We start from the raw sequence: 14,797 nt of genomic DNA on the forward strand, positions 1-14,797 counted from the left end.
GAATGTTTTTAGCTTGGAGCGAAATTAAAAAGAATAAACTACGGTTTTTACTCATTACGTCGATTTTGCTATTGGTATCGTTCCTTGTGTTCTTCCTATCAGGTCTAGCTAATGGATTAGCTAGCATGAATAGGGAAGCGATCGACACATGGAAAGTAGATGCTGTTCTACTGACGGAGGAATCCGATAAGAGCTTGTACGAATCGGCGCTCAACAAGGAGGTAGCCGATGAGCTAGGCGCGAAAGAAACGGCTGTTGTCAGCCAAATGGGTGCCATCGCGAACAACGGTGACACCAAGCAAAACGTTATGCTCTTCGGTATTGACCGAGATGAGTTCATCAAGCCAAAAGTCAGTGAAGGGGACCCAACGTTTTATGTTCAAAACGGTGTGGTAGCGTCGGACGTGTTGAAAGATGAAGGCTTTAAGATCGGCGATACGCTGGAGCTATCTTCATCTGATACGGAACTGACGATTGTTGGCTTTACGGAAAAGGCTCGTTTTAATGCATCACCTATACTTTACATGAAGTTAAATGACATGCAGAAGATCAAATTTGGAGACGCGTATACAATGAATAAAGATATTGTCAACGCGATTGTCATTAAAGACAAAGAATGGGATGCACTATCCTTGCCAGACAATACGGAAATCATTGAAACGGAAACGTTCATTGAGAATCTGCCGGGTTATACTGAGCAAAATTTGACGTTAACGTATATGATCTACTTCTTATTCATTATCTCAGCCGCAATCGTTGCGATTTTCTTGTACGTATTGACTGTGCAGAAAATCAGCATGTTCGGTCTGATGAAAGCGCAGGGGATTTCCAGTGCGTATTTGGCACGATCGGTTATCGCGCAGACATTCATTCTTGCGCTAATCGGGGTTGTCCTCGCATTCGGTCTGACATTACTTGCGGGAAGCTTCCTGCCAAATGCCGTTCCTATCATGTTTGATATACCTACCATGATTATTTATGGTTTGGTCTTAATAGTAGTGGCGATTCTCGGAGCCGTCATTTCGGTTTGGACGATTATCCGAATTGATCCGCTCGAAGCGATAGGAGGATAAACGATGGTACTAGAATTACGAAATGCGAAAAAGACGTTCGGTGAAGGCAATACGCTAGTCGAGGCGATGAAAGAGACCAATTTTGTAGTCGAACGTGGCGAATTGGTCGCTGTCATTGGCCCATCCGGTTCAGGTAAAAGTACGTTCCTGACGGTGGCTGGCGGTCTGCAAACTCCAAGTGAAGGTCAAGTGATCATCAATGGTAAAGAATTATCGCAGCTCAATGAAAAGCAGCGTTCTAAAATTCGCTTGCAGGAAATCGGTTTTATATTGCAGGCTTCCAACCTCGTACCGTTCTTAACTGTTGACGAGCAGCTGGAATTGCTGAATAAAGTGAAGAAAGACAATATGTCAAAAGACGAGCAACGTAAGTTATACGAGGATTTAGGTATTACCAAGTTGCATAAGAATTATCCTTCCGATTTATCGGGCGGTGAGCGGCAACGTGTGGCGATTGCTAAAGCGTTGTTTAGTAAGCCGGCGATTCTTTTAGCAGATGAGCCTACTGCTTCGCTCGATTCTGATCGTGCGTTTGAAGTAATGGAGTTATTACGAAATGAAACGAAGTCCAATCAAACGGCAACCATTGTCGTGACGCATGACGTACGGTTGATCAAGTACGTAGATAAAGTGTACAAGATGACGGATGGTGTGTTGAAGCTGGAGAGTTCGGCTGAGGCGGATGTGACTGAGTAAGTGTAGTGCTAGGTTTTTAATGAAATAAACGCTTCGGACTGCCGTTTTAGGGCTTTCCGAAGCGTTTTTTTGTTGGTGGATTGTGTGGGTTAGGTCGTAAAATTGTGGTGGTCGCTCAATGGAACCGGCTGAACGCTCTATGTGGCGTTTTATCCGCTCTATCCAGAAAGCTATCCGCTCTATGTGACTCTCTCTTCGCTCTATCCAGCAAGTTAACCGCTCATAGACCACACACGACCGCTCTAAGGAGAACAAGAGACATCAAACAATCAGCCAAGCAAACCTGCCACGATCTTCCGCGCGGCCGTAATATCCTTCGTCCCATGCACCAACATCCGACCATCGCGGAATAACACGAGGCGATGGTCGTTATAATCACAGGAAACCAAATAAGGATTTTGCTTTAAATTAGAAACAATATCGCGAATGGAATTAGCAAATGGTATCAGCTCAACTTGTCGATTTTTCGGCCATGTCAGTTGAACCGTGTCGCGTCCGCATAGTACGGCTGTACGAATTACTTCATTGGCAGACAAGTAAGGATAGACAGGGATATCTGAGCAACTTGGACAATTCGGTTTCTTCATGCTTTGTATGTTCATGGCAGCGCGCTCGCCTGTCCAGAGATCGACGGATTCGAGACGGGGTTCCATCGTCGCCCCCGTGATACACTTCAGCAGTTCTGCGGTTTGACGGGCGGCAGTCGTGACGACGATGGGCGAGATGACGCCGACTGTATCGCATGTCAAAGACTGTGGCGGCAACGCTTCGAGCAGACAATGTAAGCAGGGCGCTCCTTCTTTTACACCGATAGGAAATGTCAGCCCATAGCTACCGACGCAAGCGCCCATGAAGAAGGGGATGCCGAGTTGTAATGCGGCGTCGTTTGCGAGTAATCGAGTTTCGATATTATCTGTGCCGTCGAGAATGAAATGATGGCCTTCGAATAATTCGAGGACATTTTCAGGCGTGACATCCGCCACAATCCCACGAACTTTCACGTCGCTGTTGATCACGCGCAATCGGCTTTCCGCAGCGATTGCTTTCGGTAATTGATCGATGACATCTTGTTCTGAGTATAATTGCTGTCTATGAAGATTAGTCCATTCCAAAATATCGCGATCGACAATGGTCAGTTCGCCGACGCCTGCCCGCACTAGCATCTCCGCTCCTGAAGAGCCAAGAGCACCCGCTCCTAAGACAAAAACTTTTGCTTCGCGTATACGTTGTTGTCCAATTGGTCCGATGGGTGCAAACAGTTCTTGCCGAGAATATTTACTGCTCAAGTCGTCACAAGCCCTTCAGTCGGACTGCTAGCCACGCCATAATCACGAACTGGCATACGTCCAGCTTTATAACCGAGACGTCCCGCTTCAATCGCGAGCTTCATTGCCTCTGCCATCATGACGGGATTGGCGGCTTCCGATACGGCTGTGTTCAGCAATACACCGTCTGCGCCGAGTTCCATCGCGAAAGCGGCGTCTTTTGGAGAGCCGACCCCTGCGTCAATAATGACGGGTACATTGGACTGCTCAATGATGAATGACAAATTCAACGGATTCAGAATGCCTCTGCCTGAACCGATTGGCGCAGCGCCTGGCATGATAGCGTGAACGCCTAATTCGCATAGTTTTCTTGCAAGTACTACATCGTCTGACGTATAGGGTAGTACAATGAAACCTTCCTCTAACAGCATTTCAGACGCACGTAATGTTTCCACTGGATCAGGAAGTAATGAACGGCTACAGCCGATGATTTCCACCTTTACCATGTCGCAAAGTCCCGAAGCTTTGGCGAGACGTGCGATATGTACGGCTTCTTCCGCTGTGCTGGCGCCTGCGGTATTCGGAAGCAATGTATAGCGCGTTAAATCAAGTTGTTCGAGAAAATTGGGTTGCGATGCTTCAAAAATATCCATGCGTCGTACTGCGAACGTCAGGATCTCTGCTTCTGATACCGCCACTGCTTGCTTTTGAATATCAAATGAAGGATATTTCCCCGTGCCTAGTAATAAACGTGAAGAGAATTCTTTATCTGCAATTTTTAACATGTTCATCCGCCTCCTACAAAATGTATGATTTCAATTTGGTCTCGGTCCATGATCGGTGCGTCGTAGTGATCTTTCTGCAAAATTTCCTTGTTTTTCTCCACGATCAAAATACGATCGCCAAGTCCTAAGTGCTCAAGTAACTGCTGGATCGTCCCTACTTCAGGAATGACGGGAAACGATTTGCCGTTCAGATCAATCATTTTCTCCATGAGATACCTCTCCTTTTCTATAACTCTGCAAAGTTTTCAGTGAACGCATAGGGGATAATACAGCGACGCCTGCCACGTGGTTTTGCTGTAAATTAGGTAAGTGATGCGGCTGAATTCCACCGATAGCATACACAGGAATCGAACTACACTGTGCAATAGAAAACAATTCTTCCGTTCCACGCGCTGGCAGCCCAGGTTTCGATGGCGTATCGAAGACATGCCCGTACAATAGCCAATCTGCACCCTTATTCATAGCTAGCTTTGCCTCTTCCAATGAATGAATCGAGCAACCGAAAGAGAGCTCGGGGAATTCTTGATGTGCACGCCGTACCGACATACCATAGCCAGTCAGTTGCACTTTTTTGAGCTTCAGTCTTCTAGCCAAGTGAGGTCTGGCATGAAGAGTAAGCTTGTCGAGTGGGAATTCAGCACTTGCAAGACGCATAACTAGATCTACTAGCTGTTCATCTGACTTGGACTTTTCCCGCAAAATGATGGCATCAAGAAACGGTGCTGTGCGCAACAAATGTAGTGTCAGTTCATCCACCGAAAGACGGTCGTCAGTCACGCCAAGTAACTTCATTCATTCCCCTCCAATAGAAAAAACCACTTCCCGAATCGGAAAGTGGTAGAAATGTCGACAGAAATACATACGGAACGACTCGCCACTTCCCTCCGCAGGTGCTAACCTGTTCAGGTAATAAGGGTTTCAGAGCCACACTCTTTTCTCAGTCCTTGTAAAGGATTCCCCTAATGGTCAAAATATTTGGTTTTCAGAACTAGCCTATCACGTGTACGGTAGAATGAAAAGCGTTTCTTTTATAAAAGCAATAAAGCATCCAAATCTAGAATTTCTACTGCTTTCATACTGGGCTGGCGAATCCAGCCAGACTCTTCGAAAGCGCTTAATTTTCGACTGATTGTTTCAGGTGTCGTCCCTAGGTGAGAGGCTAGGTCTTTGCGACTCATTGGTAATTCGACTATCAATTGTCTTTGTTCTTCTGATAAGTCAACTAGGTAAAGGGCGATACGCGTTTCTGCTGATTCCATACCGATTCGTGCCGCCCGTTGTTCCGTTCGGGCGAGGCGGGAGGAAAATTCCTCCAACATCTTCAATGAAATCGCGGGGTGCTCTTGTAGAAGTTGCTGCATTTGGTCCCGTTGAATAACACATAGTTCTACGGGTTCAAGTGTTTCTGCATAGGCGTCATGAGGTTTAGCATCAAATAACGATAGCTCGCCTGTGAAATCTCCGGGTTGTAGTATTCGTACGATTTGCTCTTTGCCGTTTTCTGATAGGCGATATATTTTGATCCGTCCTTTGTGCAATATATACAAGCCTTCGGAGCGGTCGCCTTCATTGTAAATAATTTGTCCACGCGGGTAGGGGGTGCTTCGCGCAAGTTCTACAATGTGCTTCATCTGATCTTTTTCCAAGTGATTGAACAGTGGAACAAGTGATACACACATTCGATGATCGGTCGTGTCATTGTGGGGCTGCTGACTCATTCACTTTCACCTCGCTTACATTTCGTTTGGACGCTTTGTCACTAGTATAGCGTATTAATCGAATGGCGTTCAATATGACAAGAAGCACACTTGCTTCGTGGATAAGCATGCCGGATGCTAGGAAGACTTTGCCTAGCAGTACACCGATTAGCAATAAAACTACTGTGCCAACTGCGAAAAATGTGTTTTGCTTCATATTGTTCACAGTCGCTTTCGATAATGCATAGGCGTGGGCGAATTGATCTAGTCGATCCGCCATCAAGACGATATCCGCTGTTTCCATGGAAATGTCTGTTCCGCCTTTACCCATTGCCAGCCCGATATCTGCAGTGGCGATTGCCGGCGCATCATTGATTCCGTCACCTGCCATCGCTACTCGATGTCCTTGCGCTTTCAACTTTTGGACAGCGGCTACTTTGTCTTCAGGTAGCAGCTCTGCATAGACGCTGTCGAGACCAAGTTGTTCGCCAACGAGTCGGGCAGTGTGTACATTGTCGCCCGTTAGCATAATCATTTGTTTAATACCATTTCTTCGTAGTTTAGCTAGGGCAGCCGCGGCTTCTGGACGGATTTGATCCGCTATGGAAATAATACCTGCGATTTCTCCACCAATACTGATAAACACGGCTGTGTTACCTGCTTTTTCTCGCTTGGATGCATACTCTTCTATAGTTGGAGAGATAGCTATACCTTGTGAGATCATCAGCTTTCGGTTACCCGCCGCCAGTTGCTGGCCGTCTACTTCAGCAAGAAGTCCGTTACCTTTAATAACTTGTGCGTCTTGTGCTTGGTGTTTTAAATGAATCAAGCGTTTTTTTGCTTCACGAACGATCGTTTGACCGAGATGGTGTTCAGACATCAGTTCAGCTTCTGCAGTTAAACGGAGTAACTCTTCTTTGTCGATGCCAAAGCTATGGATGTCAGTAACTTCTGGACGTCCTTTAGTTAAAGTACCTGTTTTATCAAAGACGACAGTGTCGATTTTCGCCAATTGCTCCATCACGTCGCCACCTTTAATGAGCACACCATGACGGGCTCCGTTACCAATTCCAGCTACGATCGAGACGGGAGCGGAAATGACAAGGGCACCAGGACAAGCGATGACAAGGAATGTTAATGTCATTTCGATATTGCGTGTAAATATATAGACGATAATCGATAGGATGACGATGGAAGGTGTATAAATATTAGCGAATCGCTCTAAGAATTTTTGAGTTTTCGACTTCGCTTCTTGTGCTTCTTCGACTAGCTCGATAATACGAGCGAATGCTGTATCGTCACCTACACGTTCTGCAATTATTTCAATATAGCCATTGTCTACTAACGTACCGCTAAATACTTGATCATCTAGTGATTTCGATGCGGGTACCGATTCTCCTGTGATGGCTGCTTCATTTATAGAAGCATTTCCTGAAACAATCGGACCGTCTACCGGAACTTGTTCACCTGAGCGAACGATTACCCGATCACCGATTTCTACGTCATCAACAGCAATCGTCAGTAGTTTTCCATCCCGAAGGACACTCGCTTCTAGCGGGGCCAGATCGACAAGTGCTTTGAGGGAAGACCGCGTTTTCTCCATTGTGCGAATTTCAAGTAACGCTCCGAATAAAAATAAGAAAGTAACTGCTGCGGATTCTACATATTCGCCGATAAATAGGGCACCGATGACTGCGATCGTGACGAGGAGTTCAATACTGAAAGCTTTCATTCGAATAGCTTTCCACGCTTTTATGGCAATCGGAGTACCCGCAATGATAGTGGCAGCGATTAATGTAATCTGACGCGCGTCATGAAAGCCCGCGAAGTGCAAGATGATCGCTACACCAAGCAACATCGCGGATAAGGAAGTGATGCGCACAGTTTGTTTTGCATTCATTTGAATACCTCCTCTTTATGAGACTTTTTGATTGAGAACTGGATAGCCAAGTTTGACAATCAATTCCTGCAATTCATTGGCTTCTACGACAGATTCATCAAATTCAACCCGAACTTTACTGGAGTGGAATAATACTTTTACTTGCTGTACGCCTTTCGCTCTGGATAGGGCACCTTCAATTTTCTTAACACATGATGGGCAGCTGAATGGCTCCATTAAAAATACGACTTTTTTCATTTTCCTCATCCTTTTCGTTTGTATTTATTATCTTAAGTATAAGAAATTTTTGTGTACACTGCCTTGACCTCTGTCAAGATTCGTCAAACAAGACTTTTTCTTCTGACCAAAGTGCTTTATACTGGATAAGTAGTACAACATTTATGAATAGAGGAGAATCGTACGGATGAAATTAACCTATTCTGGTAAAACGAAAGACGTCTACCGCTTGGAAGATGGCCACGTGCTATTGAAATTCAAGGATGATGTAACAGGGGAAGATGGTGTATTCGATCCAGGTGCTAACACTGTAGGCCTGACAATTGATGGTGCCGGAAAGTCCGGACTTCGCATGACACAATACTTTTTTGAGAAATTGGCGGAGCAAAACATACCGACACATTACATCGATGCCGATCTGGACGAAGTAACGATGACGGTGAAGCCTGCTACGGTCTTTGGTAAAGGATTAGAAGTGATTTGTCGATACCGTGCGGTCGGAAGTTTCTTGCGCAGATTCGGTGCGTATGCTGAAGAAGGACAAGTACTCGACGCTTTCGTGGAAGTGACATTGAAAGACGATGAACGTCAAGATCCACCTATTTCAGAAGATGCTTTGGCACAACTTCACATTTTGACGCATGAAGAATACGCAACTCTTAAAGAATTAACTCAGCAAATTTCTGAAGTAGTCCGATCAGAGATGGCAGAAAAAGGTTTAGAGCTATATGATATTAAATTAGAGTTTGGTCGCGATCCTGAGCGAAATATCATGTTGATCGATGAAATTTCAGGAGGCAATATGCGCGTCTATCAAGGCGATACATATATTGCGCCAATGGAATTAGAAAAGATATTATTTTCATAAAATTCAACCGGAAACGAAAAATGTTTCCGGTTTTTTATATTCTCTCTCAGGCTATACGCTGACTGGCTTAGTTGAGCTTTACTTTTTAATCAAATAAATAAAATGATATATTTACTGTTGACAACGTTTTCAGAGTTTCCTATAATAGCAACCAGTGTCACAGGCGACACATAGTTTGCTTCTTCACCAGTGTGGGAACGTTGGTTGGATGAATGCGTATGGTAGTAAATTTTAGATAATGAAAGTGTCTTTCATATCAGCGAATTTTTAATATATCTGCTGTTTCCATGAACAAAAGCTCCCCGCTTTTGTAAAGGCGCTCTTTTTTGCTCTTCATACCGCAAGGCAGAAAGATAGCACCCATAGTAGCCAGCACGAATCTCCATTTTGGCTTTTCTACGTAAGTACCCTTGCTATATCCGCTAGATTCATAACTAGAATCTGCCGAGTGTATGTGCTCGGTCCGTAAAACCTCACATTGATGACTATTCGACGAACGTATTGTAAGTAGATCGTGTTCTCGGGTAACGAAGCGCACATCTTAGAAATTGACAGATGATGAATATTTGTACAACTACATGTAAGAGAACTTGGAGGAGAAACTGTTTGGACAAAAAACACAAAGTTTCGATTGCAGGGCTAGATCCGAACGATCCGTATTCATTTCGTATTCCGACTGTAGACGATGGAAAGTTCATCTGGCAGCTCATTAAAGATACGAACGTACTGGATTTAAACTCTTCCTATAGCTATTTGCTGTGGGCAGACCAATTCAGTGACACGAGTATTATCGTAGAAGATCACGGAAAGCTTGTAGGCTTCATTTCAGGCTTTATTCAACCAAAAGCGCAAGATACATTGTTTATTTGGCAAGTCGCAGTCGATGAATCAGTACGTGGTAAGCGTATAGCTTCGCGTATGCTGCATTCGATTTTGCAAAGTGATGCATGTCGGAATATTCGCTATCTAGAAGCGACCGTCACACCATCTAATGAGGCGTCCACTAAGTTATTTACAGGCTTGGCACGTGATTTGGAGACGGAATGCACGATTACGGATGGCTATACGAAAGATCAATTCCCTGGTGGCGGGCACGAATCAGAAGAACTGTTCCGCATTGGACCATTCTGAGAAACAAGCCGATTGCCGCAACATGACACTGGAAAATACAGAATCTAACGGAGGAATTAATTACACGTGGTACTGACAAAAAGTCAGCAGATAATGGAAGTATTCGAAAATCAGGAGTCGCAAGTGAGAAGTTACAGCAGAAGTTTCCCAACAGTATTCAACAAAGCAAAAGGCTATAAGATGTGGGACACGGAAGGTAAAGAATATATCGATTTCTTCGCCGGCGCAGGTGCTTTAAACTACGGCCACAATAACGATAAGATGAAAGAAAAGCTGATTGAATATATTCAAGACGATGGAATTTCACATAGTCTGGATATGGCAACGACGGTCCGAAAAGAATTTCTTGAACGATTTAACGAAGTGATCTTGCAGCCAAGAAACATGGACTATAAAGTGATGTTTCCTGGACCTACCGGGACGAATACAGTCGAAAGTGCACTGAAAATCGCCCGCAAAGTAACGGGACGCCAAAATATTGTGAGCTTTACGAACGGTTTCCACGGCATGACACTCGGTGCGTTGTCCGTAACCGGTAACTCCTACAATCGCGGTGGAGCCGGCGTACCACTTAACAATACGACTTCTATGCCGTTTGATACATTTTTAGAAGAAGGTCAATCATTGAACTTCCTAAAAAAGTATTTAGCCGATGCAAGCAGTGGCTTGGATCTACCGGCAGCTATGATTGTCGAAACGGTACAAGGCGAAGGCGGCATCAATCCTGCAAGCTTTGACTGGTTGCGTGAAATTGAACGTCTCTGCAGAAGACACGATATTCTACTAATTGTCGACGATGTACAAGCGGGTTGCGGACGAACTGGTACGTTCTTCAGTTTCGAACCAGCTGGCATTAAGCCTGACATCGTGTGCTTGTCAAAATCCATAGGGGGCTACGGTCTACCGTTAGCACTTACGCTAATCAAACCGCAATATGACGTATTCGGCCCAGCCGAGCATAACGGAACATTCCGCGGTAACAATATGGCAATCTTGACAGCGACAGAAGCTCTATCGTATTGGGAAACAGATGAATTCGCTAAATCGGTACAAGAAAAATCCAAGCTCATTACGAAGCGCATGGAAACCATCGTTGAAGATTACCCACAATTAAAAGCTACAACACGTGGTCGCGGCTTCATGCAAGGAATCGTCTGCGGTGAAGGCAAGGAAGACTATGCGGATAAAATCTGTGCCAAAGCATTTGAAAAAGGTTTGATCATTGAAACATCGGGTCCTGAAGGCGAAGTCGTCAAATTCCTCGGTTCATTGATCATGGACGAAAAAGGAATCGACCAAGGATTCGATATTCTAGAAGAAGCGATTGAAGAAATTGTGCAGAACTAAAGGAGAGAATACGCATTGATTGTACGTACATTGGATGAAATTATTGGTAGTGAAAATGAAACAAAGGCAGAAACATGGGCAAGTCGTCGATTCTTGCTGAAGAAAGACAATATGGGCTTCTCGTTCCACGAAACGATTATCTACGCTGGAACGGAAACACATATCCATTATCAAAACCACCTCGAAGCAGTATACTGCGTAGCGGGTGATGGAGAAATTGAAACGATTGCGGACGGCAAAGTGTACCCGATTAAAAACGGTACGATGTATGCGTTGAATGAACACGATGACCATTATTTACGTGGCGGTAAAGAAGATATGCGCTTGATTTGTGTCTTTAACCCACCACTCGTCGGAACGGAAACACATGATGAAGACGGCGTATACCCGTTGATTGAAGATTGATTTGCAGTTTAGGCACTCTGGGGATGATTCCTTGGAGTGTTTTTTTATTTGGCTAGTTGGTTGTGTGGGTTGGGGGATTGGGATTGGGTCTCTTGGGGAGGGGGTTGGGTTGGTAGGTAGGCTGGCAGGCAAGCAAGCGGGCTGGCGCTCATAGAATCGTTTGAGCGCTCATAGTTCGTGGTTGTGTGCTCTATTCACTGGGTTAAGTGCTCTATCAAGTCCCGCAAGCGCTCTATCCACATGGTTGGTCGCTCTATCGGGCACGTTATCCGCTCATAGGCACCCGCAATAAAATGTTAGAAAGCTGTAAAAGTGGGTACACTACACACTATGAGTTCATTATCCAAGTGGCAATGAACAGGACGATATAAAACTTACATTAGGAGGAATTTAATTATGTGGAAATTATCAAGTGTAGTGTTGGGCTCCGCGTTACTCATGGCAGCTTGCGGTGGCGGAGCAGATGAGGAAAAGGAGCCGGTGAATGGCAGTGGTGATCCTGTCGTGGAAGAAGAGGAAATGGCTGAGCCAGAAGTGATGGCGCCGGTCATGAATGTAGATGGGGAAGAGATCGGTACGGTGACGCTGACGCAAGGACCGTCCGGAGTAGCAATGGACGTGGACGTAACCGGCCTTGAGCCAGGTGAACACGGCATGCACTTCCATGAAACGGGCGTTTGTACAGCGCCAGACTTTAAAGAGTCTGCAGGCGGTCACTTTAACCCGACGGATAAAAAGCATGGTTTGGAAAATCCCGATGGACACCACGCAGGTGATTTGGAGAATTTAGTGGCGGATGAAGACGGAAATGCAAAAGTTACGATAACGACAGATGCAGTTACTCTTGAATCAGGTATGGATAATTCTTTGATTGATGAGGATGGTACTGCGTTAGTTATCCATGAAGGTCCGGATGATAACGTAACGGATCCAGCGGGCGACTCAGGAACACCATTTGCTTGTGCTGAGATTACGTCTGAGAATATGAAGTGATAAGCAAGTAGGATGTCCCGGGGTTTCGGGGCATCTTTTTTGTTGTTTGGACTTGTTTAAGTGCAAGTGCAAGTGCAAGTACAAGTGCTTGGGAAGAGTGAGTTACTTAGTAGAGTACGTTGGGATGGAAGAGCCGTAACGAAGAACGGCTTTTGCGAGTAAAAGCGTAGCGTTAGGAGCACATCTTTGCTTTGACAGGTGAAAAACCCAGCGAGCGAAGGGGTATGGTTCACCGCCCACCCATAGGACACGCGTCCCCTCCGAAGCACCAATCACCACCCCAAATCCCACCGCCAGCCTCTCCAATTCACCCAATTGAACACAAAAAAAGAACGCCCTCCCGGAAAGGGGCGTTCTGTTGATTATCGCACTACCGCGATAATCCCTTCTTCATCATCCAGCTTCAGCTGAATGCCTGCTGCCATCGGATCCTGATCGAGATACTGCTCGATCCAAAGGCGAAGCGCCTCGACTAGACGAGAGGTATCCAAATGATGCATCTTGCCGTTAAGCTCCGCATCTGCTGAAAACCCAGTGTCGTCATCGTAGGCAAGCTCGACTTCCACGTCGTCTGGCATTGCACGTGACTCTTTTGCAATCAATACACACACCGCATTCACTACGTCTTGTTCGTAGATTATCTGTTGTTCCATTGATTCATATCCTCATTGCGCTTACGCTCTTTCTCTTTGAAGATTGCGAAAATCTTCCGAACCATGTAAATGATGAAGACAATCGCTAACACGTTGATCAGCAAGCCCATGATGGATCCAAGCATACCCATATTTGCAAACAAGCTACCGAATAGTAGACCCGCTAGTCCACCAACGAATAGACCTTTCATCAAGCCGCCACCCATACCGCCTGGCTTCTTAGCTGTTTTGCCTGCCGTTGCTTTATCATTGCTTTGATTGGTATCTTGTTTCTTTTCTGCTTTATTCGGTTGCACACGGTTAGGTGTACTGAAACTCTTCTTACCAGACTTATAGCCACGAGCTTCGGCCGTAATTTCATCTTGGAAGATGATGTTCCCAATCGGCGACAAAATCAACGTCGCGGCTAGGAAAAATGCAGCAAATTTTTTCAATTGAAATTCTCCTTTAATGCTGTAATGAAGGTCTTGGGTTGACCAAAGCCCTTGTCTCTATTTTACTGGATAACTTGCCGTAATGAAAGGAAATCCCCTTACTTGGCGAAGAAGTTTTCCGTATAAAATGGCTGTTCTTTGTCATTGAAATCCACACCGATCCCAAGGAACTGATAGTCACGGATTAATATGTTTTCCCGGTGACCTTTGGAATTCATCAGCCCTTCATGTGCAAAAATACTGCTAGACTGACCATATGCTAGATTTTCACCCGCACTAACGAACTTAAGGCCTTGTTTTTTCATGCGATCGAAAGGGGATTCGCCTTGCAAGTTTTCATGACTGAAGTAATCTTGCACTGCCATATCAGTACTATGCAGACGGGCAGTGTCAGATGCCAGTTGATCCCATGTTAAAATAGAGCGACCGTGGCGCACTCTGGCCGCGTTCGTCAAATCAAATAATTGCATCTCGAAGCCTTGGCGCATAGCATCGTTTTGTGGTGCGTAGAGCGCAGACTTACCTGACTCTAGCGAATTCGCGATCAATTGAACCGCGGTGACGGTATTTTCTTTATGCAGATCATAAAAAACGTACATATAAAGACCGTCGGAATGAAAAACATCCATGCCTTCATCGTCCTGCAACTTATAAATATTGGTACCTTTACGTATTTCCGTAATCGGTTCACCCAGTCCTTCACGTATTGTTTCTTTCGGCACACCGTATTCAATGCCGATAGATGAAGCGATGAGACGGTCGTTCGTGTAGATGGCGTTGACTCGACGTTTAATATCATACGACAGCATGACGAAATTCTGGTAGTTATCATGGAATGTCAGCCATTCCGTGCCATATTCATTGACGGATTTCCGTTGCGGATCACCGAGCTTTTCTTTCACTTGTGCTTCTGGTGTGCCAATTTCAATATTGTGGATGGAAATAATGCCCGTTGCAGGTGCATCAAGCACAGGTTGGGCAACTTCATCCGGGGGGCTGCTTCCGACGGCTTTGTCGGAAACGAATGTAATTAAATCGGTGATCGATTGTTTTGTATAGTCGAGCGCAGATCCAACTACTTCCTCGTTCAGTACAGTTTCTACTTTGGCGTCAACTGGGTCGAGAAACGATAAGTCCACATATTCTGATACGGGACCTTCCCAGAAGGGCTTGAATGCGTAGAGGAGTACTGCGAGAAAGAGTAACTGAAACAGGCGTTTTATCATAAGAAACCCACTCCTCTTTCACATTATACTCTGTTTGTACCTCGGCAATACAGCGGTAACTATTAATTGTTGAAAATTATCCGCCAGAGTAGCAGGAAAAAGGGTATA

The 14,797-nt window shown here is 45.2% G+C and carries 17 protein-coding genes and 1 riboswitch; of the genes, 7 read left to right on the forward strand and 10 right to left on the reverse strand.

The window, feature by feature from the left end; translation table 11 throughout:
• The first annotated feature begins 2 nt into the window (after window positions 1–2).
• Both SporoP32a_RS10845 and SporoP32a_RS10850 read left to right on the forward strand, forming a co-directional pair.
• The gene (locus SporoP32a_RS10845) at window positions 3–1,073 is read left to right on the forward strand and encodes an ABC transporter permease (protein WP_085427893.1); all 1,071 of its coding nucleotides are present in this window, start codon (window positions 3–5) and stop codon (window positions 1,071–1,073) included.
• 3 nt (window positions 1,074–1,076) lie between these two features.
• The gene (locus SporoP32a_RS10850) at window positions 1,077–1,769 is read left to right on the forward strand and encodes an ABC transporter ATP-binding protein (protein ID WP_085427894.1); all 693 of its coding nucleotides are present in this window, start codon (window positions 1,077–1,079) and stop codon (window positions 1,767–1,769) included.
• 269 nt (window positions 1,770–2,038) lie between these two features.
• Here SporoP32a_RS10850 and SporoP32a_RS10855 read toward each other — a convergent pair whose 3' ends face one another.
• The 7 genes from SporoP32a_RS10855 to SporoP32a_RS10885 form a co-directional block, all read right to left on the reverse strand.
• Window positions 2,039–3,055, reverse strand: a complete 1,017-nt coding sequence (locus tag SporoP32a_RS10855; protein ID WP_085427895.1) for a ThiF family adenylyltransferase — start codon at window positions 3,053–3,055, stop codon at window positions 2,039–2,041.
• On the reverse strand, window positions 3,052–3,825 hold the full coding sequence (locus tag SporoP32a_RS10860; protein ID WP_099625385.1) for a thiazole synthase: 774 nt from the start codon (window positions 3,823–3,825) through the stop codon (window positions 3,052–3,054). Before SporoP32a_RS10860 ends, SporoP32a_RS10855 begins: the two co-directional genes overlap by 4 nt.
• A complete protein-coding gene (gene thiS, locus SporoP32a_RS10865; protein ID WP_085427897.1) occupies window positions 3,822–4,028 on the reverse strand; it encodes a sulfur carrier protein ThiS in 207 nt (68 codons plus the stop codon). The genes SporoP32a_RS10860 and thiS overlap by 4 nt, the downstream gene beginning before the upstream one ends.
• Window positions 4,012–4,611: a thiamine phosphate synthase gene (locus SporoP32a_RS10870; RefSeq protein WP_085427898.1), complete on the reverse strand. Its 600-nt coding sequence runs from the start codon at window positions 4,609–4,611 to the stop codon at window positions 4,012–4,014. Before SporoP32a_RS10870 ends, thiS begins: the two co-directional genes overlap by 17 nt.
• Before the next feature lie 70 nt (window positions 4,612–4,681).
• A riboswitch (TPP riboswitch) is annotated at window positions 4,682–4,790 on the reverse strand.
• A gap of 57 nt (window positions 4,791–4,847) precedes the next feature.
• Window positions 4,848–5,537, reverse strand: a complete 690-nt coding sequence (locus SporoP32a_RS10875; protein ID WP_085427899.1) for a Crp/Fnr family transcriptional regulator — start codon at window positions 5,535–5,537, stop codon at window positions 4,848–4,850.
• Complete coding sequence (locus tag SporoP32a_RS10880) at window positions 5,515–7,416, reverse strand: heavy metal translocating P-type ATPase (protein ID WP_085427900.1); 1,902 nt, start codon at window positions 7,414–7,416, stop codon at window positions 5,515–5,517. The genes SporoP32a_RS10875 and SporoP32a_RS10880 overlap by 23 nt, the downstream gene beginning before the upstream one ends.
• Window positions 7,417–7,431: 15 nt before the next feature.
• The gene (locus SporoP32a_RS10885) at window positions 7,432–7,653 is read right to left on the reverse strand and encodes a heavy-metal-associated domain-containing protein (protein ID WP_085427901.1); all 222 of its coding nucleotides are present in this window, start codon (window positions 7,651–7,653) and stop codon (window positions 7,432–7,434) included.
• 166 nt (window positions 7,654–7,819) lie between these two features.
• On the opposite strand from SporoP32a_RS10885, the gene SporoP32a_RS10890 reads away from it, so the two are divergent.
• The 5 genes from SporoP32a_RS10890 to SporoP32a_RS10910 all read left to right on the forward strand — a co-directional run bounded on the left by SporoP32a_RS10890 (window position 7,820) and on the right by SporoP32a_RS10910 (window position 12,376).
• Window positions 7,820–8,500 (forward strand): phosphoribosylaminoimidazolesuccinocarboxamide synthase, encoded by a 681-nt coding sequence (locus SporoP32a_RS10890; protein ID WP_085427902.1) that lies wholly within the window; start codon window positions 7,820–7,822, stop codon window positions 8,498–8,500.
• A 606-nt stretch (window positions 8,501–9,106) separates the two neighbouring features.
• A complete protein-coding gene (ectA, locus tag SporoP32a_RS10895; protein WP_085427903.1) occupies window positions 9,107–9,631 on the forward strand; it encodes a diaminobutyrate acetyltransferase in 525 nt (174 codons plus the stop codon).
• A gap of 93 nt (window positions 9,632–9,724) precedes the next feature.
• A complete protein-coding gene (gene ectB / locus SporoP32a_RS10900; protein WP_085429056.1) occupies window positions 9,725–10,978 on the forward strand; it encodes a diaminobutyrate--2-oxoglutarate transaminase in 1,254 nt (417 codons plus the stop codon).
• A gap of 15 nt (window positions 10,979–10,993) precedes the next feature.
• Window positions 10,994–11,383 (forward strand): ectoine synthase, encoded by a 390-nt coding sequence (locus tag SporoP32a_RS10905; RefSeq protein WP_085427904.1) that lies wholly within the window; start codon window positions 10,994–10,996, stop codon window positions 11,381–11,383.
• A gap of 396 nt (window positions 11,384–11,779) precedes the next feature.
• A complete protein-coding gene (locus tag SporoP32a_RS10910) occupies window positions 11,780–12,376 on the forward strand; it encodes a superoxide dismutase family protein (protein ID WP_085427905.1) in 597 nt (198 codons plus the stop codon).
• A 362-nt stretch (window positions 12,377–12,738) separates the two neighbouring features.
• Here the strand turns inward: SporoP32a_RS10910 and SporoP32a_RS10915 are convergent, their stop codons facing one another.
• The 3 genes from SporoP32a_RS10915 to SporoP32a_RS10925 form a co-directional block, all read right to left on the reverse strand.
• Window positions 12,739–13,029 (reverse strand): DUF2653 family protein, encoded by a 291-nt coding sequence (locus tag SporoP32a_RS10915; protein ID WP_085427906.1) that lies wholly within the window; start codon window positions 13,027–13,029, stop codon window positions 12,739–12,741.
• A complete protein-coding gene (locus SporoP32a_RS10920; RefSeq protein ID WP_085427907.1) occupies window positions 13,014–13,463 on the reverse strand; it encodes a hypothetical protein in 450 nt (149 codons plus the stop codon). Before SporoP32a_RS10920 ends, SporoP32a_RS10915 begins: the two co-directional genes overlap by 16 nt.
• A gap of 98 nt (window positions 13,464–13,561) precedes the next feature.
• On the reverse strand, window positions 13,562–14,689 hold the full coding sequence (locus SporoP32a_RS10925) for a CAP domain-containing protein (protein WP_232319514.1): 1,128 nt from the start codon (window positions 14,687–14,689) through the stop codon (window positions 13,562–13,564).
• Between the last annotated feature and the right edge of the window lie 108 nt (window positions 14,690–14,797).

Source organism: Sporosarcina ureae, assembly GCF_002109325.1.
GTDB lineage: Bacteria > Bacillota > Bacilli > Bacillales_A > Planococcaceae > Sporosarcina > Sporosarcina ureae_C.

Bases quoted from the DNA above. Each gene is read 5' to 3' on its own strand.
- SporoP32a_RS10850 (WP_085427894.1), top strand. From the start codon at position 1,077: ATGGTACTAGAATTACGAAATGCGAAAAAGACGTTCGGTGAAGGCAAT.
- SporoP32a_RS10860 (WP_099625385.1), bottom strand. From the start codon at position 3,825: ATGAACATGTTAAAAATTGCAGATAAAGAATTCTCTTCACGTTTATTA.
- SporoP32a_RS10870 (WP_085427898.1), bottom strand. From the start codon at position 4,611: ATGAAGTTACTTGGCGTGACTGACGACCGTCTTTCGGTGGATGAACTG.
- SporoP32a_RS10925 (WP_232319514.1), bottom strand. From the start codon at position 14,689: ATGATAAAACGCCTGTTTCAGTTACTCTTTCTCGCAGTACTCCTCTAC.
- SporoP32a_RS10910 (WP_085427905.1), top strand. From the start codon at position 11,780: ATGTGGAAATTATCAAGTGTAGTGTTGGGCTCCGCGTTACTCATGGCA.
- SporoP32a_RS10885 (WP_085427901.1), bottom strand. From the start codon at position 7,653: ATGAAAAAAGTCGTATTTTTAATGGAGCCATTCAGCTGCCCATCATGT.
- SporoP32a_RS10880 (WP_085427900.1), bottom strand. From the start codon at position 7,416: ATGAATGCAAAACAAACTGTGCGCATCACTTCCTTATCCGCGATGTTG.
- SporoP32a_RS10915 (WP_085427906.1), bottom strand. From the start codon at position 13,029: ATGGAACAACAGATAATCTACGAACAAGACGTAGTGAATGCGGTGTGT.
- SporoP32a_RS10890 (WP_085427902.1), top strand. From the start codon at position 7,820: ATGAAATTAACCTATTCTGGTAAAACGAAAGACGTCTACCGCTTGGAA.
- SporoP32a_RS10875 (WP_085427899.1), bottom strand. From the start codon at position 5,537: ATGAGTCAGCAGCCCCACAATGACACGACCGATCATCGAATGTGTGTA.
- SporoP32a_RS10845 (WP_085427893.1), top strand. From the start codon at position 3: ATGTTTTTAGCTTGGAGCGAAATTAAAAAGAATAAACTACGGTTTTTA.
- ectB (WP_085429056.1), top strand. From the start codon at position 9,725: ATGGAAGTATTCGAAAATCAGGAGTCGCAAGTGAGAAGTTACAGCAGA.
- thiS (WP_085427897.1), bottom strand. From the start codon at position 4,028: ATGGAGAAAATGATTGATCTGAACGGCAAATCGTTTCCCGTCATTCCT.